The sequence below is a fragment of the Sphingobacterium puteale genome (genome assembly GCF_050986225.1).
GTDB lineage: Bacteria > Bacteroidota > Bacteroidia > Sphingobacteriales > Sphingobacteriaceae > Sphingobacterium > Sphingobacterium puteale.
In genome coordinates this window covers 5,083,704-5,104,729 of sequence record NZ_CP158959.1, presented here as the reverse complement: position 1 = coordinate 5,104,729, position 21,026 = coordinate 5,083,704, and the positions used below count along the sequence as shown (strand labels likewise).

The following is a 21,026-nucleotide window of genomic DNA, read 5'->3' as shown; positions in this document are numbered from 1 at the left end:
CTTAATAAGGAGACAAAATTCGATGATTAAACTTATATTTGGGGGAGAAAAAATATGCAATTCGGGAATTTCATAGGTCGGCATGTACACAGATAGTTTAGAAAAAGTCTTATCCAATAATTCTTATCTGCAGGAATCATGGTCTTTGGATGAGCAGGTAGCGCGTGAGATGGCCTATGCGCCGCCCCGCTATTCGTTTGATATCCGAACATTTATGAATGAGCCTTTTCAGTTTCGGCAAAACACCTTGGAGCAATATTCTTCGCAAATGGAGATCTCCGAGATCATCATGCCTCAGGGGATTCATATGATGCATTCAGAGCTAACATCTCCCAGTGATGGTTATATCTGTATTGACAATGCGGTTCCTTACATTCATGTTTTTTTCGCCTTAAATAGCGACCGGCAGTACTACGTGGACGGTGATCTGTTGGGGAGTTGTTCACCCGGGCATGTCCAAAGTTACCTGTTTGCAGCACCTCAGATTTTAGGGTTATGGCATCGCCGCCCGGCAGAAAGTTTTTTTGAAATCAATATGCCAATCTCCTTGTTTGAGACCTATTTGCCCGTAGACAGTTCATTTCGGGGTAAGTTACGCAGACTTCTGGAAAAGTCACGAACGGGTACACTGTTTGAAGATTGCATATTGATCAGTGATCAGCAAAAGAAAATTATAGCGGAATTGCTTAATCCGGAGCTTGATAAAGAATGGAATCCCTTGTTTTGTTTTGGCAAGCTCCTGGAGCTGCTGGCGCGGACATTCGACCAGCACAGGTTTGGCAATAGGGTTGCCAGGACCGGTAATCACCTGAGCCCGGAAATGAAAAAACTTATGGCCGAAGCAAAAAATATAGTGGAGAGCAGATTAACCGATCCGCCATCTTTATCGCAATTGTCGTCCGAATTGGGAACGAATGAAAACTATTTAAAGAAATATTTTAAACAATGCTATGGAACGACCATTTATGGCCATGTTACCAAAGTTAGAATGCAAAAAGCTAAGAGGCTGCTTACACAGGGAGATCGGCCAATAAATGAAATTTCACGCTTTTTAGGTTATAACAATCCTGCGCATTTCTCAGCGAGTTTCAAGAAGCATTTCGGCGTTAAACCAAAGGTCGTACAGTCTTCTTCGAAAGAATAATGCCTCACGGTAGGTTTCGCCCATCGCCAATATAGCTTCCATTGCTTGCTGGATTTTACATATTTTATTTTCGCAAATTCGATATGTAGTATGTTGGCAGTCAATTATACTAAACCCAGCAGATTCATGTGCATATTATAACTTTATATCACCGTATTTTAACCTCTTTTGTTTAAGTATTGCAACGGCGAATTGGCTTGTGTATATTTAATGTCATATTGACATTTATTTAAATCTAAATTGTTATGAAGCCAGTTCAATTTAAAGTTCCTGCCCCTGAGGACAAATCTATCTATATTCAAGAAGATGTACTGGATAAGTTTTATCCTTATATGCATCGTCATGAGGAATATCAATTAATCTGGATCAAGGAAGGTATTGGCCAGCTACTCGTGGACGATAATGTACATGAATTTCAGCCTGGTGACATTTTTCTTTTGGGGACAAATCAAGCCCATGTATTTAGAAGTTTCATTGCAGGGGAATGCGTACGTTCTATTTCTTTATTTTTTAGCACGAAAGGAGCATTGTCTACCATGGCAAGGATGCCCGAACTCCGCAACCTGCTTGATTTTGTGCATAAATGTCAGCGGGGATTTAAGGTCCCGCAGAAACATCGAGAGCAGGTATGTTATCATATTGAAATATTGCAAAAGTCTGACTACCTGGATCAGCTCGTAAATTTCTTTTATTTGTTAAAATCACTCAGCAAAGTATTCGCTGATCTTGAGCCACTTTCTGGTGTGCAATTGTCCAATAGGGAAATAAATAAGCCCTTCCGTATTGAAAAACTATGTAAATTTTTGGAAGAGCACTTTAAAGAGGATATCAGTTTGGATGAAATCGCTGAAAAGGCAAATCTTACGCCGCACGCCTTTTGCCGCTATTTTAAAAACTGTACAGGAAAAACATTCATCGCCTACCTAAATGAACTGCGCATCCGCGAAGCATGTAAATTATTGGGTTTGGGTAGGCACGATTCGATCTCTTTAATAGCCTATGATTCGGGCTTTAATAGCATCACCAATTTTAACCGAGTTTTTCGGAGTATATTGGGCATATCGCCTAAAATATACGTCCGCAACTACAGGAATTATCTATACGATTAACGGCTTTTTAACCATTCAGATTGTAGCCTATTTGATTCCATCTATTAGAAGTTCACTCATTTTTCTGAGCGCTTGCCGCTCTCATCCGATTCCGTCTAACGATTGCAGGTAAATATCCCTGTTATGGTTAGACGGAATAGTTTTATGCCCTATTTTGTAACCCTATACTAGCCCGGAAGCTGCTTTCCATTTGTTAAAATATTAGAACGAGTGGGTAAGATCTGACCGAAAACCGCTGTTTCGAAGTACTATTTTTGTTACAGAAAGAAGAACTAATCAATTTTTTAACATGCTGTAGCAGCCTTTCATTCGAAAGGAATCGCATTTATCCGACGGGATAGATCTGTCCTTGACAGTATGCTAAACTGAACACCTGCTTAACGAAATTATGACTATGTATGAAAATCTTCAAAAAAAATGCTTAACGGGTATTTTTATGCTGCTGCTGTTGGCATGTCAACAGCTCTATGCGCAACAACAGAGAACGGTCACGGGGATCGTTAAAGACGAAAAAGGAACACCTTTGTCTGACCTGAGTGTTTTGGAGAAAGGCGTCAACAATGCGACCAAAACGAGTGCTGATGGGAAATTTACCTTAAAGCTCAAATCTGCAAATCCAACCTTGATTTTTAGTTCCGTCGGTTATGGGCGACAGGAGAAACAGCTACGGGATAGCGAAAATACGCTGCAAATAACGATGAAAGCAGATGGGACAGGGCTCGATGAGGTAGTCGTCATGGGCTACCAGGATGTGCAGCGGCGCAAAACAACGGGTGCTATCGCTACCGTAAAAGGGAAGGATTTTGAAAATACGCCTTACGCTACCTTCGACGCCATGTTGCAGGGACGTGTGGCCGGTCTGACGGTGCTGAGTACTTCGGGGGAACCGGGTACCAATAACATTGTCAATATCCGTGGAACGAGCAACCTGGGCTTAGCTGACAATCAGCTGCAGGCTCCCTTGTATGTGATCGATAATATTATTTACGATGTGAGCGACATACAGGCGGCTTACGGGAATGCGAGTCCTTTGCAGGCCATTAACCCCAACGACATCGAATCGGTCGATATCCTGAAAGATGCCTCGGCATCGGCTATCTATGGTGCCCGTGCTGCAAATGGGGTCATCATCATCAAAACCAAACGTCCGGCAGTGGGGAAACCCGAAATACGGATCTCGGCTTACAACGGGGTTTCCAGCCGTCCGGCCATGAAACCGATCACCGTGGGAGCTGCAGAACGTAGGCTGAAAATGAACTTGCTCTATCAGGGTGGATCGTATGACTGGTTTAATAACGGATCCATCAGCCCCATGTTGACAGATAGTTTAAATCCGGCCTTTAACAACAATACCGATTGGCAGGGCCTTTTTCTGCAGTCGGCCAATATCAATAATGTCAATGTGAGTATCGGTGCCACCATGGAGAAATTTTTATACCGTTTCTCGGCACAGCGTTACTATGAGGAGGGCGTGATGATGGGCTTTGAAAATGAAAATCTGACGCCGCGTCTGATGTTGCAGGCCAATCCAACCGACAATTTCCAATTTGAGACCAACTTGTTTGCCGGTTTTACAAAAGCAAAACATGGTTCGGGGGACGACTCGAAATATCCATTTAGTACCTGGGGATTCCCTTCTTCTTTCTATCAGATTACAGACGTAGACCAACAGATCTATACGGGGCGTTACGATGGTTTGATGGACCGCGATAACTCCTTCAGCCTGAATGGAAACTTCGCTGGGACACTCAAGAAATTTCTGATCAATGGCCTGACCCTGCGCTCGCAGTTTTCGTTCAATGTCAACAACAATACGCGTGATCTTTTTCGTCCCAAACTGCTGACAGGCAATAGAAACTTTGCTCAGAATTGGGTAAACCAGAATAAGCGTTGGGAATGGGAAACCTATTTTAACTACATCAAGAGCATTCGCGATACCCATAATATTAGTGCCGTGTTGGGGACGGGTATTGAACGCAATACCTCCAATAACAGTACGATGACCGGCTATAACGATAATGGAAATTATGTGAAAACCGTAACCGGGATCCCTTCCGGGCCGGATCTCTATGCGACAACTTCCATCAGTGAGCGCTCGCGGGTATCGGTGTTCGGTCGTTTTGGATATGACTATAAGGACAAATACCTGCTTTCTGCAAGTTACCGGATGGATGCTTCGTCGCGTTACAGCAAGGACAACCGCTGGGGTATTTTCCCGTCCATATCTGCCGGCTGGGTACTTTCGGAGGAGCCTTTTTTTGAAGGAGTCAAAAACGCGATATCGTTTTTCAAAATCAGGGGTAGTTATGGCGTTACCGGACGTGATCCGGGCTCTTACTACGCGCGCTATACAGGACTGACTTTTGACGCATCCTATGCAGGGTCGGTGCTGGAAAATGGTATTAGTGGTTCGGTGCTCTCCTATAATGGCAAGCCTACCGTAGCCCCTGAATATTCGTCAGCGGCAACCTCACCGACAATCAAATGGGAGCGCTCGCCGCAGTTTAATGCCGGTTTTGATATGAACCTCTTGCACGATCGGGTTACCGTGACTGCCGATTTTTATGTGCGCGACTCCAAACAGCTGGTATACAATCTGACCATGCCAGCGACCTCAGGATACAGCACAGTTTCCAATAATTTTATCAGCGTGAGAAACAGTGGGGTAGAAATGACGCTTATTTCCCGTAATATGGCTCCTTCGTCAGCATTCCAGTGGACCACCAATTTCAATATTGCTTACAATAAAAACTATGTTACCAGCCTTCCTGGCGGTGGGCAGGAAATACAGGTGGGAGAAGTATGGATGCAACGTGCACTGAACGTAGGCCAGCCTATTTTTCCATTTAAAGTGTGGGATGTGGATGGGGTATATGCAACCAATGCAGATGTACCTGTAGATCCTTTGACAGGAAAAAGACTCACGCATTTTAGGGGGAATTTATATCAGGCTGGCGATCCGCGCCGCCGGGATGTGAATGGGGATTACACCATCGACCACAACGACAAAATTGATATGGGAAATCCAAATCCTGACCTTGTAGGCGGATTTATCAACCAGTTTTCTTATAAGAATTTTAGCTTGTCCACACTGGTGAGCTTCGTATTTGGACGCTCATTATGGAACGGTTATATGTCGGACAAATTGCAGGATGCGGGTTCATCTAATCTGTATTCGACCTGGGGTACCAATTCGGCCATTGCTGGCGATTTTAACCCCAGCGACTTCTGGATGAAAGATGGGGATCAGACCAAATACCCATCGCTGTTTCATAATACGGTGGACAATTGGCACATCGCCAACAGCACGTTTGTGGAAAACGCCAGTTTCGTACGCCTCAAAAATATTCAGCTGAGTTACACATTCCCACAGGCCATGATAAAGAAGCTTAAATTGAAAATGCTCCGCGTGTATGGGGTGGTGGATAATGTGGCTGTCAAGTCATGGTCGTCGGTGCCAGACCCTGAAGCGGTGGAAGCCAACGGTTATTCAACGGGTAACGGATATCCGATCCCTAAGAAATGGACTATAGGCCTGGATGTAACCTTTTAATCATGTCAGTTCCATCGCATAACGGTGGCTTAAAATTATTTCGAGATGAAAAGAAAAATATTGTTTTTAATGCTGAGTACTTTTATGTATCTCGCTTCGGGCTGCTCCAAGTTTCTGGACATTGAGCCTGTCAGTTCGGCAACGGATGAGAACTTCTGGAAAACGCAGGAAGATGCCAATAGCGCAACCAATGCAATGTATGCACTGCTGCGCAAGGCCCTTAACCAGGCCAACGGAATGGCTTTCTACACCTATGGTGATTTGCTGTCGGACGAAATTTCTTCTTCGACCGACGCGGATATAAATACAATTGTCAATATGCAGCTCAACACGGCTGTAGCAGCTTCGGAAACTTGGCGACCCGCTTATCAGCTGCGGCGCTATGATGTCTTTTATCAGGCTATTGACCAGGCCAACCGGGTGATCCAAAGGCTGCCAAAGATGGATGAAAATGTTTTTAATGACGTGTCGGTGCGGGATTATTACATCGGCGAAGCATACTTTGTGCGCGCATTTGCTTACTTCTATATGGCACGGGTATGGGGCACAGTTCCCATTATAACCGAATCTGTAGCACCGATCGATGCGGTCAATCTGCCTGCCAGCAAAGAGAGCGATGTGCTGGATCAGAGTCAGGCAGATTTAACCAAAGCGTTGACGTTATTGAAATGGAGCAATATCGACCAAAATGATTTTGCATTGCGCGCAAATACTGGAGCTGCGCTTGCCCTTCAGGCGCATTTGAGTGCCTGGAGAGGCGAATACGCCGACTGCATAGCGGCGGCTAAATCGGTACTGGAAAGTGGCGAATATTCTTTTGTGGGAAGGGACAGCCTCAACTACCGCAGTATCTATCAGGGTAAATCCAATGAAGGTATCTTTGAGATCGCCCAGAGTGGTGAAAACGAAGGGACCAATAGGGGGGTAGGGTACTATTCACTGGCGGGACCTTATTTTCGGATTTTCACCGATCCGGTGTTAAGAATCAGTCAGGATTACATTAAAACACTCTTTAAAGACAATAACGACAAACGCTTTAAAAGTGTGTTTGATATTGACTATAACGGTAACTATGCACTATGTACAAAATATGCAAATGTAAAGTTCTCGAGTGATGCGTCAAATGCCAACGCGATATTTAAAAATAACATCATCATCTTTCGGTATTCCGATATTAAGCTGCTGATGGCAGAGGGACTGGCCGCAACAGGCAAAAACAGTGCTGCTGAAACCATCTTAAATGAAATCCGGACGCAGGCGGGATTGCTTGCCTACGCAAACGAAGAACCGCTCATCGAGGCCATCTTTAGTGAACGAGCGCGCGAACTGTTTTTGGAAGGCCATCGCTATTACGACCTGGTGCGGTTGTATAAACACTTTAACGTCTATAAATTTCCGGAAAGCAAAATGAACCAGGCGCAGTTTAACGCGAAGAAATACCTTTGGCCATTTGACCCATCGTTGTTGTCAGCCAATCCTGCGCTTAATCAGACACCATACTGGGGCACTGTCAATATGTAAACCACTAAACTTGAAAAAAATGAAAACCTTATATCGATTTGCGTTGCTGCTGGCTTTTGGACTGACCGTGATCGGTTGCAAGAAAGCAGCTTATCTGACGGACGACGGTCTCCATAAAGCCGAAGTCAATCTGTCTACTTACGACTACCTGGCCGCTCATCCCGCGGGGATGTTTGATACCTTGCTGCTGGTGATTGACCATTTTAAACTCAAAGATGAAATCAACAAGGCGAAAACCTTTTGGGCACCGTCGGATTATTCGGTCAACCGCTATTATAAACAAAAAGAAGACTCGGTGAAGTATGTGGATGAAAATGCGCAGTATTCTTTTGACCAATTTCTGAACGAAATTCCTGTAGATTCCGTCAGGGCATACATCTATAACGATGCCCCTTACGATTTGGAGACGGCCAGCACAGCGTATACGACAATCAAGAATGCGGCCAATGTGGGCGGATTTGTCTACCATAGGCAAAAGCAACCCAAACCACTTTGGTCTTCCGGGGCACTCTATTATTTGTATTACGTCAAAATACGGGGCGAAGCGGATCAAACCAGCCCGGATGGTACCGTCACTTATAAAGAAGATGATCAGCCTGATATGCGTATATTCTGTCAGACGACGGGGATAAAAACAGCGTCCGGCACGACACTGAATGTATTGGCCAATACACATACATTTATCGGCGATTTTGTACCGCGCCTCCTGACGGGGCCTAAAATCGTGGAGACTGGCTCTACGCTGACCTTTACCTACGACCTGAGCATTAAATACGATGCAGCGGGATATACAGGCACGACCGTAGACATAATGCTTCCGCGTTTAGCCCGCTTTTATGGCGTGGAGAGCGGTACAATACCTGCGCTGGTAGGTAAGGATATCACGTACTACGCGGTACAGCCCGATGGCAGCTTAAATGCAAACAGTACTGCCAACGCTCCCGGGCACTGGTTCGATACCAAAGGACAAACCTGTTCATGGGGTGCCGATGCACGCATTGTATCGGAGCTGGCAACCTCAACGATGACTTTCAATATTTTGCAATATCCAGGGCAAACAACGGTGGGTAGTACCTACACTGTCCGACAATCGCTCGTGTACAAGTCCAAAACAAAGGGTGATTTGAATGCTGTTTTTGTATTCAATGTTAAGATCAAATAAATTATGAAACTAGCTGGATTGATTCCGCTGCAAAACCGAATCAACCGGATAGCTTCATCACAAATGAAAAAATAAAACAGATGAAAAAACGAAGTTTTATAATCGGCTTAGCAGGTTTATCCCTAGGACTATTGGATTCCTGCAAGAGTGACCAAATAGGTTATTTAAGTGAAAATTTACGCTATAATGTGGAGAACCTGCAAGTCAACCAGGGGGCAGTAGTGTACACGGATGCCATTGTTGCCAATGGAAGCACAACCCCGTTGACCGTCAATCTGGTTGCGGTACGGAACAAGGAAACCGGCGAGCTCTCAACAGAATTTTCAAAAGAACATGAAATATCGACCTACCTTGCTGAAGTCACCTGGCGGGATACCACCCTGGATCTGTTGAAGGCCAAAATCGGCAAGGCGAAATATCCGCCGATGATGCTCAATGCGACCGGTGGCCGCGTGGGTTTTACACAGGCGACGCAATTTGTGACCCCGGGGCAGTACACCATCGATGTGGAGGTGAGCAATATCGCCGGACAGAAAACGTTTAAGAACATCCTCGATTTTAATGTTATCGGTGCCAAGAAGGAAGATATTTTATTTAAGTCGTGCACGAGTTCGGACTACGGTGCCGAATCCAATTTTCTACCCTATACAGACTATGAGATCGTTGTAGAACATCAGGCGGAAGGAGAAAACAAAATTGTATATCAATGGGAAGATAAAAACGGCAAGCCCTTCAATCCAAAAAAAGGCGAGGTCATCAAGCGTGGCGACCGGCCGACATTCAAAAATTGGTCGCCCTATTATCCGGAGGAAGTCACCGATACGGGCTTGGTGTATCGCTATCCAGATGTTTCGGGACTGGTGTATCCTATCATGAACGGTACTTATGTTGGCACAGAATTTTGGTCGGGGGATCCCATTTCTTATTATCGTATTGTAGGTACGGCGACTACGCTGGGACGTAATCTTAACCCGGTATCGACCATCAAATTCTACCGAAGTGGTACCTATACCGTTCGCTTCCGTTTTTTGACCGTCACACATAGTTGATCTCTACCTATTAAAAGCGCAAATGATGAAAAGTATAGTATTGCATAAAGTCCTGCTGACACTGGTTTCAGCACTTGTATTCCTTTCGCAGGGATGCAGCAAAAAAGAAGTACCCCTTCCCGTCGAGGAAGAGGTCACCACGCCGCCCGTTACAGTGGGGACAGATTCTTTGCAAATTTACAAGCCCAAGGAATTTGAAGGGATGGATTATAACGATAAAGGGAGCAAATGGTCCTATTCGCGCAGCCGTCAGTCGGAGCATTTTATCGTGTTCTGGGGGGCGAGTTATGGGAAGAACGATCCCAATTCGGAAACTGTCCCCGAAGAATACCGGGTCGATATTGATGATCTTTTGGCCAAGGCCGAACAGTTCTACGCATTGAACATCGGCACGCTGAAGTTTGCAGAACGCAAAGTAAACCGATCCAATCTGGATAAATACAAAATGATGATTTTTGTGCACTACACGACAGAATGGATGGCTTATGGTGGCGGTTACGACGATACGATCGGGGCACTATGGATTAATCCAGCGACCTGTAAGCCTGTGGGGGCTGTGATTGCTCATGAGATCGGGCATAGTTTTCAATATCAGGTATTTGCTGATCTGAAAGGGGGGCATGGGTTTCGTTACGGCTACGGTGGAACGAGCGGCAACGGGTTCTGGGAGCAGACCGCGCAATGGCAGGCCTACCAAACGTATCCCGCACAGGCATTTTCGGGCTCCGATTTTCCCGTCTATACCGAAAATTATCATCGCCATATTCATCATGAGAAATATCGTTATGCCAGCTATTTCATCCATTGGTATTGGACAGGCAAACATGGGATCGATATGATTGGCCGCATCTGGCGGGAGGCTTTAAAACCTGAAGATCCGGTGCAGGCCTATATGCGTATAACGGGTATCGATGTGAAACAATTCAACAATGAGATCTATGATGCGGCGACCCGCTTTGTGACCTGGGACCTGAACAGCATCCGGGACTATGGAAAGAATTATATCGGTAAGCTGACGACCAAATTTACGCGGCAATCCAACGGTAGTCTTCGCGTTGCCTATGATCGTTGTCCGGGCACTACGGGTTATAATGTGATTCCGCTGGAAGTTCCGGCTGCGGGAACCAAGGTTTCGGTGGCTTTTAAGGGCTTGGCAAATGCTGCTGGATTCAACCCGGTGGATGCCAGCCGTGCCGGATGGCGATATGGCTATGTGGCTTTATTGAAAGATGGCACGCGGGTATACGGTGATCGGACGGAGGGCACGGAGAATACGGTAGCGTTTACTGTTCCGGCCAATTGCAGCAACCTCTGGTTTGTTGTCACAGGTGCCCCAGCTGTTTACCAGCCACATGCCTGGGATGATGACGATAGCAATGACGAGCAGTGGCCTTACGAAATTAAAATTCAGGGTACCACGGCGACAGGATACAATGAGGTGAGCAGTCAGCCGAAAGATATCGCGTTGAATTATGACTTGAGCTTCCCGGCAGATGCCACAGGGTATTCGGGTGCGCAGGTAAGCGTCAATGCAGCTCAGCTAGGGGAGGCCTTGGCCATATCTTCGGCAGACCTGGCGGGTTTGATGAGCAGCGGAAAAATTAAGTTCTATGCCGTGGAGCCGAATGGAAGTTTAAATCCCAACAATACGGCCACCGGGTACGGGCATTGGTTTACGCCTGCAGGGGCTGTCACCAACTGGGGGGCCAATGCGGGCTTATTTTCAGAATTTAACGCCAGTACGATTACGTTCTCCATCGGTCAATATCCAGGGGCATTGACCACTGGAAAGAAATACACCATCAAGCAGGCACTGGTGTATACGTACGAAGGAACGAAAACCGTGCAGGCGACGTTTACATTTAATGTCAATATCAAATAAGAGTGAGTTAAAACCACGAGATGAGGTGGTGGTTCATATGTTTATGTTTAGTTTAAGCCACGTCGGGAGATGTGGCTTTTTGTTTATCCTCTTCATTTCGATAGCGTGCGTGGAGTGGCATCATGGGCCATCTGCACCCAGTGGTCAGCATCAAAGGCCGTCGGGTTAAACTGATCGGCAATCTTTGCGTAGGTTTTGACCGGGATCCGCTCATAGAGCATAAAATGTTCGCCGCCTTTGGTGGGATGCCTGTTCCAGTCTCCCGCCGTCTGGGAATAGAGCCCCCAATGGAGAAATAGACCAAATTTGCCTTCGGTAAACCAGGGGGCGGGCTGGCCTGATAGGTTCAATCCCGCCACAGCAAATAGCAGCAGCAGGATTGTTTTTATCTTATTAAGAATTAATTTATTCATTGTAGCGCTCGGCCTTCTCTAACGGTTTTGTATTTTCATGGAGGAAACCTTATCGTTGAAAGTCGACAGGTAGGAAGACGACGAGGTGACGACGAGGCTATCGCCGGTAAAATTATTGCCGTTGTATAACGTGACTTTAACATTGGCGCCCACTTTAATGGAAGATATGCTGTTGTCGGTCACACCTTTTGCCAATAAGTCCGATGTGGTATATTTGTTTATGATTGTATTTAATTATAAAGGTTATAAAAGTATAATGCCATAGGGCAAAGCGACCACTCATCCCGCAGAAATTACCGTTCAAATAAATTATTTAGGCAAACGCTGCTAAGCAAATACATTCGTAGTCAATTAAAGCACACGAATAATGACTAGAAAATTCAGTTATATGCAGTTTGCCATTATGCTATTTGCTTCAGGCGCAGCTCATGGAGAGACAGGCTATTTTTTACAGGATACAACGACCAATAAGAATATAAAGCTGAGTGAGGTCGAAGTGTCACGACGATTCAATCCGATTAAAATTGTTCCTGGCAAGCTGAGTTATCAGGTGAATAAAAATACAATGGGTGCGTCGGGCAGTGTTTTGGAACTACTGCGGAAAATGCCGGGAGTTACTATTTTACCAAACGGTAAGATAAGTTTGAACGGACAAGCGGGTGTACAGCTGCTGATTGACGGCAAGACAAATTTTATTGATGGTGAAAATCTAATTAATTTTTTGAGTTCCATGCCAGCTTCATCCCTTGATATTGTCGAACTTATTACACAGCCAGATGCTGGAATGGATGCCAACGGTGAAGCCCGGTTTATCAATCTAAAACGGGGTAACCGTACTTCAAATGGCCTAAATGTTTTTCTTTCGACCAATGCCGAACAAGGTAAATATAACAGGAACTACCATAATATAACTGTCGCGGCCAACCTGCGTAAATTGGATATTTCAAATACCTACGCTTATGCAAATGGAAGTGATTTGGTGGATGTCAATTCAACCCGGTATCTCAGTAATACTATCCATACGGCCAATAAAATGCTAAGCTTGGATATGAATGCCATTAGAAAGAAAAAATATAGCAATCATTATTATAACGGCACGCTCGATTATAGGCCAAATGATAAAATTAAAATGGGCACCTATCTGCTTCTCTCCGATCAGGAAAGAACGAAAGAGGAAACTGTTGGTTCTGCTTTTTTTTACAGCCGGTCGCAGGCGGATTCTATCATTGCTACAAGCAATGGTTTACGACATAACTTTAAAAATTTTAGTACCGGAGCTCACTTTACCGTACAGCTTGTTGGTGGATCAAAATGGGAAAATTATCTTGACCTGCAACAGGTTAAACAAGCTGAAACGCAACATCAGCTGTTGGATAAATTTATAGGGGACGGAGCACCGGTATCCCTGCCACAGGAACTCAGAGGCAAGAGTGGAGGTAAGGTAAATATCACGACGATACAGTCGAAATACATGCTGGACATCCGGCCGGATATCGCGGCTTCCGTTGGTGGAAAATTTACGCAGGTTGACATGCGTACAAGCTCATTGTTTCAACAATCGAATAACAGCGATTGGCAGGAACGTCGCGATCTGACAAATGCTTTCGATCATGAAGAACGTCTAAAGGCGCTTTTTATGCAAGTGGGATACAGCCCTTCAGCGTTGTTTCGGATGGATCTGGGGCTGCGTTATGAGGCTGCGGCTTTTCATAGTGGAACAGCAAATGGTCTGGGTACAGATCTTACTATTGTAAGATCATACAAAAATTTTTTTCCGAACCTGACAATGACCTATGCATTGGATAATAAACAAAAGCTTTCGATCAATTATCACAGGAGGGTCAACCGGCCTAATTTTAAAGACCTGAGCCCTTTCGTTGAAGTCAACGATCCTTATTTATATGAAAAAGGAAACCCTGCGTTGAAGCCCGAATTTGTCCATAATATGGAGCTTACTTGGTTATTTAAAAATTCCTATTCCTTCCACATGTTCTACAGCCTACGACAAGATGCGATCAGCAAGAGCTACAACCTGGACGGGAACAAGCGGACCGTAGTAATGCCTATCAACCTGGAGCACGCATCTAGTATTGGATTGCGGATCAATGCGACCAGTATTTCCCCTATGCGAAATTGGAACATACAGGCAAATGGCAATCTCATCTATAGGTATTTTGAATGGGTGACGGCAAATGATGTCTATCATAACAGGCAACTGACTCCTGCTCTGCAATTGCAAAATAATATAAAACTACCTTTTAAAATAAAGCTGGATGTCAACTGTTTTGTGAATGGGTCCACTGCAGAAGGACAGGCTAGCATTGCATCATTGTGGTCCGTCAATTCCGGTTTGCGCAAAACCTTCTTGCAAGATAAATTTACTTTGTATATTTATGCCAATGACCTTTTCAGGACCAACCGACCTAAAATAACTTTTAGTAGCGATTTCATGGAAGGGAAGTACCGAGAGTCATACGATAGTAGAGCGGTGGGGATCAATCTTTCTTACAGGCTACATCGCGGAAAGAAAAGTAATCTTAAGAATGCTCCTGCCAATGACCGCTTGGAGGAAAATAACAGGATCAATTATTGATGTCATGATAGCCAGCATTTCAAAATTAAGAGAAAATCCCATACATTACCTAGGCCCGGCACTTTGGGGAATCGCTTCGTTCAATATTTTACGTGTCGTGACCGATTTAACCAAGAAAGATGAATTTTGGTCAGGGGGGATTAAGATCCATTCCGTAGGACTTCTTATCTCTGTGATTTTTTGTTATGTGATGACAATGTTGTGGCGGCGGAGACTTGACAAGATCTTTGTTGCTATGCCTACCATTACGCCAAATGTACCACTGGAGTACATGATTGCCATTGTGCAAATCGCTCTGATATTTAATCCGGCGGTATTTGTCACCGAACATTTCGGCTGGATCTACATGGGCGATGGGTATATCGATTATATGCTGGTTAATGCGATTTATATTCCATTGTTTCTACTTTACTACATGTTGTTGCGGAACGAGTATATACATAAGAATATGGCGAACAATCGTATCTATGTCGAAAAGATCAAAGCGGATAAATTGAATACCGAATTGCAATTGCTGAAAAGCCAATATCATCCACATTTTCTCTTTAATGCCCTTAACACAGTATATTTTCAGATTGATGAGTCGAATACGTTGGCAAAAAAAAGTGTCGAACAGCTTTCGGAACTATTGCGCTACCAGATTTACAATGTGGATGAAAAGGTATCCATGGACCAGGAACTTGCATTTTTAAAATCTTATATAGCCTTTCAGCAGCAGCGGTTGACCGAAAGATTGACAGTACATACAGATATTGATGAGGATTGGACAGGGGTAACAATTTTTCCCTTACTTTTTCAGCCACTGCTCGAAAATGCATTTAAATATGTGCGGGGGCAGTACGCGATAGCTATCCACCTCAAACGCCAAGGAACTAAAATATGCTTTAGCATTTCAAACAGTTTATCCGATGCAGCTTCCGTAAAGCCGGCAATTTCGCTGGCTGAAATAACTGAGTCCGGGGCAGGACTTTCCAATCTGAAAAAGAGGTTGGCATTGCTATATCCGCAGCGCCATACCCTGAATACACAGGTTGATGGAAGGAATTTTTTGGCGGAATTAATAATATGTATTTAATCGATATGATGGAGATCAAATGTGCTATAGTTGATGATGAGCCTTTCGCGCGTAAGGGAATTGCATCCTATATAGAGAAAATAGACTTTTTGAAACTTGTTGTTGAGTGCGAGGACGCTATCGAATTGAGTCAGTACCTTCGTTCGCATCCCATTGATCTTATTTTTCTTGATATCGAAATGCCTGAAATTTCGGGCCTGGATTATATTGCAAGCCTGAACAACCCGCCCAGGGTTATCGTTGTGTCTGCCTACGAAAAGTATGCACTGCGTGGATATGAGTTGGAGATTATCGATTATCTGTTGAAGCCAGTTCCCTTTGAACGGTTCTTTAAGGCGGCCAACCGGGCCTTCGATGTGCTCAGCTTAGCTGGTTTGCCGACTGGCATGCCGACAAATTTTCAAGAGGGGCATATCTTTCTTAAAGTGGATAAACGATTGAAGAAAATTTTTCTTCAAGATATCCTATTCGTTCAGAGTATGGGTAACTATGTGATTGTGCAGACTATGCATTCTCGTGAAATTACCTATTGCACGCTCCAACAGATGATGACCTCGTTGCCTACACATACTTTTATATCGTGCCACCGATCTTATCTGGTCAACAAGAATAGAATAGCGATCATAGAGGGAAATCAATTGCACATCGCGGATTATAAAATTCCGATAGCCCGAAATCTAAAGGAAGAAGTCCTGGCCTCGATCTTAAATCGTAGTTGATTGGCTGAGGTTATATTTTACTTTTTCTTTTTTCTGCGCAGAAGAAGCGATAGTGATTTAATATGTATTAAGCAAATGACATAACAGGAGCTCTTGGAGCATCGTATCAATATAGGAAAATATGCTAGGTTTTTGAATTGGTAGAAAATTAGACTTAGATAGTCGTGTTGGGATCAACCGGAGGCATCAATATTTTCTTCGCTGATTTTCCTTTATGCGCTCAAGTACATATGCATAGCTATAAGGCAGCGAAATAATAATGGCCAATGCTACGATGATTTTTAGAAGCATGAGGATAATCTGAAGGGGGAGAGCGCCCCAAAAGCTAAAATAGTCCAAAGGAATAAATAGTCTGGAATCATTTGCTCTGTTGATCAGTATTTTATAATTTTTAGCGTTGATGTACTCCTTTATCTGCTTGTCCAGTGCTAAATTATGGCCTTCGATGTCGCCGTCTGTATTCCATAAGTTATTGGAGTAACGATCTACTGCCTCCGAAGCGTAAACTTGCCGCTCTTTGTCCCCGACCCTGTACGTGTAGGTAATGGATGCGGTAGACGAAGCTGCGGACTGCTTTGTCGTCGGCGTCCAGCGGATTTTATAATCAATAATTCTGCCTTCTGCTTCCGTCCAGCTGGGATGAAAAAAAAGAAAGCTCCGGTATTGAAACCACGGTAAGCAGGAATAGATAGCTGATCCGGTCAAATAGATCATAAACGAAAAAATAGCGAACTTCTTACTGAAGAGTTTACGGTTAAAAAATAGCATAAACAGCAGCGGGGATAAGACTATCGTAAAGATAAAAACAGGTGGCGGGCTGACGCACAGGAATACTATATATAGCACTGGCATCAGAAATTTGTACGTAATTTTGTCGTACAATTTCCTGGTCTCTTTTAGATAATTTTCGTTTGAGTTATTCATCACTATTGATCATTATATTAGATTATTGGCCGTTTGACTTGCGACCAGACTGCCCAAAGAGGCCGTTGAAAGATCCGCTAAGTCTTAGTCATTCATACCGTCGTAATACACATCGATTTTGCTCAGGATCTGCTGAAGCTGTTCGTACTGTTTTTTTGTAAATCCTGTTTCGTACAGGAAGAACAGTCCTCGCCATTGTATTTTTTTGATGGACGCCAGGAATGGCTCCCATTGTAGGGGATTATTGGTAAAGGGCACATAGACCAGCCTGGGATTTGAAGCCAGTACTTCGGGAAACGACTTAAATTGATTATTGGAAAAACTTGCGTGTTCCAATTTTTTTAGTGTCGCGATAGATCTGGGCAATGAGGAAAGTCCTGCATTTTGTATACCCAGCTCTTTTAGTTCAGGCAGTTGCTGAAACAGGTCAGGTAGTTTCCCCAGTTTCGTTTCACTTTTGTAATTGCCCGACATATATAACAGGGAAAGTTGGCTCAGGCTAAAGATTTCTGCTGGAAAGGCAGTAAATAGGTGGTCGTTCAGTCCAAGTTCTTTCAAGTTTTTGAGCTGCGTGAATGATGGCGGCAGTTCGGTAAGAGGGTTGTCACAGGTGAAAGCTGTTAATGCGGTAAGATTGGAAATGCTTGCCGGCAGTGATGTTAGCTTGTTTTGTCGTAGTGCCAGTGTTTTTAGGTGATGATGAGCTGTCTTGATTTCAGGAAAAACAGCTAACTCGAAATTGTCAATCCCTAGTGTTTCCAGTTGCGTAGCGCGTTCAATGATTTTCTGCAAAATGCCGCTGTCGATAGACTTGCCGCTAACCGCCGATCGAAATGACAGCTCTTTCAGCTTCGATAAGTCTGTCGTTGTCAGTTCTTCGATATTCTTGAAACGCATTTCTTTTCCTTCGACGGTTGTGGCAAGGATAGGAACGGGGCTGGTTGTGGGCATCGGCACGGGGAGAGCATCTTCGGCCGAACCGTTGGTAATCTGGACCGGTTCAACCACGGGGATGAGCTCCACCTTCTTTGGCGGCGGTATCTGCTTTTTCTTCTTTTTTTGCGCAGAAGCAGTAATAGTAAGCAATGATAGACTAAAAACGATAATATATTTTTTCATGTTTGATCGGCGTTGTATACATGCAAATGTGCATATTAAGATCAAATATTTTTTTACCGGTTTATATTTGGCCTGCCTGATTTACGATTCGTCGATTTTGAAGCCATAGTCGACTTTGACCGCGGAAATTTACCCCCCCGGCATTTCTATTATCAATGCTCATCTCCTTGCACCTTTGGATCAAATAGGTCATTGACCTTTGCTCAACCATTGATCTATTGATGTCTAGATCCACAGCGTCAGCTGATAGGCTGATTTTTTTGGCATTGGTTGTTAAATATCTTGATTTTCATTATTTTCATTTGGAGTTCGGTATTTGCTTATTTTAAGTATAAAGCTTATTCATAATTTAAGCAATATTTTTAGAGTAATGGAATAATTTAAATACATGTATGGAATTGGATACGCTCTATATTAGCATTCAAATTGAAAAAGAAAGATTAAACGCTTTTTTCGCAGCGAGGCCAATGCAGGCAGCTATTGATAAGAATTGGTTGCAATGGTGGGAAAGCCGCCAGATGTATAATAAATCGGACTTGGAAACCATCCCGACCTATTCCAGACAGTGTATCCGTGATGTCTTGGATGATTTGCTCAATACGGCATCTTACGGAGCTATGGAGCAGTATGATGACACCGATCAGCGCTGGACTTTTGCAGCACTCCATTTCAGCGAAAACTATCACGAAATACTGCCGATGCTGGCTCTTTTTAAACAACTGGGCAGCTATACCCAGACCGGTTTTGCATTGATCTTTGACTGGATGTGGGGTGGTGATACCGTGATGGCTTACATCGATTTTAAGGGAGGCGAAGCATCGATTGAGCCTGTGATAGCGTCTTATGAGGTCGAACTCAAACGTTTTGAAGAAGCGGATAGCTACTTACAGGTTCTTTCAGAAACCCTTTATGGAAATGGGCAGGATTGATGTGTATTTCCAAGGGCGTTTCGATCGTTATGTGGGAGCATAAATACAAGCGGACTTTTGTTTACTGTTTTTGAATCAGTGCGTTAGCCTATTTAAATATCATTATTTTAATTTTAAAGGGTTAATTTTAAATACTTTGTAACAATAACCTATAATCTTTAAAACTTCTATATTCAAATTCCTTGCATCCTTTTTAAAGTTTAATTACATTTGCTTTAACGATGCAAGGAAGATTCCGTCAATATCTATTCAGCGTTCTGTGTGCAATACTTGTCAGTTTGGGCTGGTATTATGCATCAGCGTCAAATGAGCCTGCATCAGCCAACCGCTATGCAGTCGAGTACTACAACAGACAGGTAAAAACTGAGGCACAGGATGTTGAAGTCATCCGTAAAGGTGAACACCAACGCCACGAAAAACTCAGGGCTTATGTTGCTGAGAAGGATGGTGAAAACGATGAGACGGGCAGCGATACTGACGCTTCGAATGTATTCGCACTTTCCAAAAATGATTTTGGAAATCTGAACGCCTACATCCACCCCGAGTTTCACAATACCCGCACAGCGATATCGCTTGCCAATACACAGCATCTTACTCCACTAAAAAACGCCCTTTATATCCATTACAGTGTCTTCAGGCTGTGATTTTTAATTAATTTTTTTAAAAGAATATCAAAATGGCTTTCATATATTTTGGAAGCTGGTCACACTATTGTTCAAATTTTTCAAAAATTATTAAAAAATATACGATCATGAAAAGCTTCATGTATATCAGCCTGTGTTTTATTGTGCTATCAACGAGCTGTCAGTCTGAAAAAAAGGAAAAGAAGGAAGCCGCAGTTTTCAACGTGACAACACCGCTGGTGAAAGACACCATTGTCAATAAAGAGTATGTTGCCCAGATCCGTTCGATCAACCATATTGAACTGCGTGCGCAGGAAAAGGGCTACATCCAGTCCATATTTGTGGATGAAGGACAGTTTGTACAAAAAGGACAGCCGCTCTTTAAAATTATGCCCAACCTCTATGAGTCCGATGTCAACCGCGCAAAAGCAGAGGTCAAATATGCTGAAATCGAATATCAAAATACCAAAAATCTCTCTGAAAAAGATATCGTTGCACCCCAGGAAACTGAGATGGCCAAAGCAAAATATGAGAAAGCCAAGGCCGAACTGGCGTCGATGAACACCCACCTCAAATTTACGGATATCGCCGCCCCATTCTCGGGTATCGTCGGTAAACTACATGTGCGCAAGGGGAGCCTGGTGGACGAGGGGGAATTGATCACCGAACTCTCCGACAACAGCAAAATGTGGGTATACTTCAATGTGCCGGAAGTGGAATACCTCAATCAGATGGAAGCCAGGAAGGACAACAGTCCCATGCATGTCCGCCTGAACATGGCCAACGGCAAGGAATTTGGTCAGGAAGGTATTGTTGAAACGATCGAATCGGACTTCAACAATGAAACGGGAAATATTGCTTATCGGGCCACGTTCCCAAATCCAAAGGGTTTATTGCGCTTTGGGGAGACGGGAAATATCGTCATTACCTCTCCTTATGTGAATGCGATGATGATCCCCCAGAAAGCTACATTTGAGGAGCTTGAAAAGAAATATGTATATGTCATCACAAAAGATAATAAAGTAAAAGCAAGAGAAATAAAGGTTGCTGCCGAACTGCCTCATATCTATGTTGTCTCTTCGGGCCTGAACAAGGACGAAAAGATTCTGCTGAACGGTCTTCGCATGGTACAGGAAAATCAGACCATTGAAGCAAGGTACCAGACCCCGGAGAAAGTCATGTCAAACCTGGATTTATATGCAGAGTAATTA

Annotated in this window: 18 protein-coding genes; 13 read left to right on the top strand and 5 right to left on the bottom strand. The window is 43.9% G+C overall.

Features of this window, described 5'->3' with window-relative positions:
- The first annotated feature begins 82 nt into the window (after positions 1-82).
- Positions 83-1,144: a helix-turn-helix transcriptional regulator gene (locus ABTV71_RS21540; RefSeq protein ID WP_433901008.1), complete on the top strand. Its 1,062-nt coding sequence runs from the start codon at positions 83-85 to the stop codon at positions 1,142-1,144.
- On the opposite strand, the gene ABTV71_RS21535 is transcribed toward ABTV71_RS21540, so the two are convergent.
- Complete coding sequence (locus ABTV71_RS21535) at positions 1,057-1,248, bottom strand: DUF3024 domain-containing protein (RefSeq protein WP_121122583.1); 192 nt, start codon at positions 1,246-1,248, stop codon at positions 1,057-1,059. The two genes, ABTV71_RS21540 and ABTV71_RS21535, sit on opposite strands and share 88 nt — an antisense overlap.
- Before the next feature lie 141 nt (positions 1,249-1,389).
- Here ABTV71_RS21535 and ABTV71_RS21530 point away from each other — a divergent pair, with 141 nt between their 5' ends.
- From ABTV71_RS21530 to ABTV71_RS21505, 6 genes are all read left to right on the top strand, one after another.
- On the top strand, positions 1,390-2,253 hold the full coding sequence (locus ABTV71_RS21530; protein ID WP_121122581.1) for an AraC family transcriptional regulator: 864 nt from the start codon (positions 1,390-1,392) through the stop codon (positions 2,251-2,253).
- 394 nt (positions 2,254-2,647) lie between these two features.
- Positions 2,648-5,806 carry a SusC/RagA family TonB-linked outer membrane protein gene (locus tag ABTV71_RS21525; protein WP_433901007.1) on the top strand — a complete coding sequence of 1,053 codons (3,159 nt, stop codon included), beginning with the start codon at positions 2,648-2,650 and terminating at the stop codon, positions 5,804-5,806.
- Between the two features lie 45 nt (positions 5,807-5,851).
- Positions 5,852-7,327, top strand: a complete 1,476-nt coding sequence (locus ABTV71_RS21520) for a RagB/SusD family nutrient uptake outer membrane protein (RefSeq protein WP_433901006.1) — start codon at positions 5,852-5,854, stop codon at positions 7,325-7,327.
- Between the two features lie 19 nt (positions 7,328-7,346).
- Positions 7,347-8,489, top strand: coding sequence for a DUF4859 domain-containing protein (locus ABTV71_RS21515; protein ID WP_433901005.1), 1,143 nt, complete (start codon positions 7,347-7,349; stop codon positions 8,487-8,489).
- An 80-nt stretch (positions 8,490-8,569) separates the two neighbouring features.
- Complete coding sequence (locus ABTV71_RS21510) at positions 8,570-9,538, top strand: hypothetical protein (RefSeq protein ID WP_433901004.1); 969 nt, start codon at positions 8,570-8,572, stop codon at positions 9,536-9,538.
- Positions 9,539-9,560: 22 nt separating this feature from the next.
- On the top strand, positions 9,561-11,420 hold the full coding sequence (locus ABTV71_RS21505) for a DUF4859 domain-containing protein (RefSeq protein WP_433901003.1): 1,860 nt from the start codon (positions 9,561-9,563) through the stop codon (positions 11,418-11,420).
- A gap of 92 nt (positions 11,421-11,512) precedes the next feature.
- Here the strand turns inward: ABTV71_RS21505 and ABTV71_RS21500 are convergent, their stop codons facing one another.
- Positions 11,513-11,833, bottom strand: coding sequence for an alpha-L-fucosidase (locus ABTV71_RS21500; protein ID WP_433901002.1), 321 nt, complete (start codon positions 11,831-11,833; stop codon positions 11,513-11,515).
- Between the two features lie 18 nt (positions 11,834-11,851).
- Positions 11,852-12,028 (bottom strand): hypothetical protein, encoded by a 177-nt coding sequence (locus tag ABTV71_RS21495; RefSeq protein ID WP_183078625.1) that lies wholly within the window; start codon positions 12,026-12,028, stop codon positions 11,852-11,854.
- Between the two features lie 172 nt (positions 12,029-12,200).
- Between ABTV71_RS21495 and ABTV71_RS21490 the strand changes: the two genes are divergently transcribed.
- The 3 genes from ABTV71_RS21490 to ABTV71_RS21480 are packed head-to-tail and all read left to right on the top strand — an operon-like array spanning position 12,201 to position 16,220.
- A complete protein-coding gene (locus ABTV71_RS21490) occupies positions 12,201-14,426 on the top strand; it encodes a TonB-dependent receptor domain-containing protein (protein ID WP_433901001.1) in 2,226 nt (741 codons plus the stop codon).
- A gap of 4 nt (positions 14,427-14,430) precedes the next feature.
- Complete coding sequence (locus tag ABTV71_RS21485) at positions 14,431-15,501, top strand: sensor histidine kinase (RefSeq protein WP_433901000.1); 1,071 nt, start codon at positions 14,431-14,433, stop codon at positions 15,499-15,501.
- 5 nt (positions 15,502-15,506) lie between these two features.
- Positions 15,507-16,220, top strand: a complete 714-nt coding sequence (locus tag ABTV71_RS21480) for a LytR/AlgR family response regulator transcription factor (protein ID WP_433900999.1) — start codon at positions 15,507-15,509, stop codon at positions 16,218-16,220.
- A 186-nt stretch (positions 16,221-16,406) separates the two neighbouring features.
- Here the strand turns inward: ABTV71_RS21480 and ABTV71_RS21475 are convergent, their stop codons facing one another.
- Entirely contained in the window at positions 16,407-17,144 is a 738-nt protein-coding gene (locus ABTV71_RS21475; protein WP_433900998.1) for a hypothetical protein, read from the bottom strand.
- 84 nt (positions 17,145-17,228) lie between these two features.
- Positions 17,229-18,263 carry a leucine-rich repeat domain-containing protein gene (locus tag ABTV71_RS21470; protein ID WP_433900997.1) on the bottom strand — a complete coding sequence of 345 codons (1,035 nt, stop codon included), beginning with the start codon at positions 18,261-18,263 and terminating at the stop codon, positions 17,229-17,231.
- Between the two features lie 392 nt (positions 18,264-18,655).
- On the opposite strand from ABTV71_RS21470, the gene ABTV71_RS21465 reads away from it, so the two are divergent.
- The 3 genes from ABTV71_RS21465 to ABTV71_RS21455 all read left to right on the top strand — a co-directional run bounded on the left by ABTV71_RS21465 (position 18,656) and on the right by ABTV71_RS21455 (position 21,023).
- A complete protein-coding gene (locus ABTV71_RS21465; protein ID WP_433900996.1) occupies positions 18,656-19,192 on the top strand; it encodes a hypothetical protein in 537 nt (178 codons plus the stop codon).
- Between the two features lie 221 nt (positions 19,193-19,413).
- Positions 19,414-19,836: a hypothetical protein gene (locus ABTV71_RS21460; RefSeq protein ID WP_433900995.1), complete on the top strand. Its 423-nt coding sequence runs from the start codon at positions 19,414-19,416 to the stop codon at positions 19,834-19,836.
- Positions 19,837-19,943: 107 nt separating this feature from the next.
- Positions 19,944-21,023, top strand: a complete 1,080-nt coding sequence (locus tag ABTV71_RS21455) for an efflux RND transporter periplasmic adaptor subunit (RefSeq protein WP_433900994.1) — start codon at positions 19,944-19,946, stop codon at positions 21,021-21,023.
- Positions 21,024-21,026 lie beyond the last annotated feature (3 nt).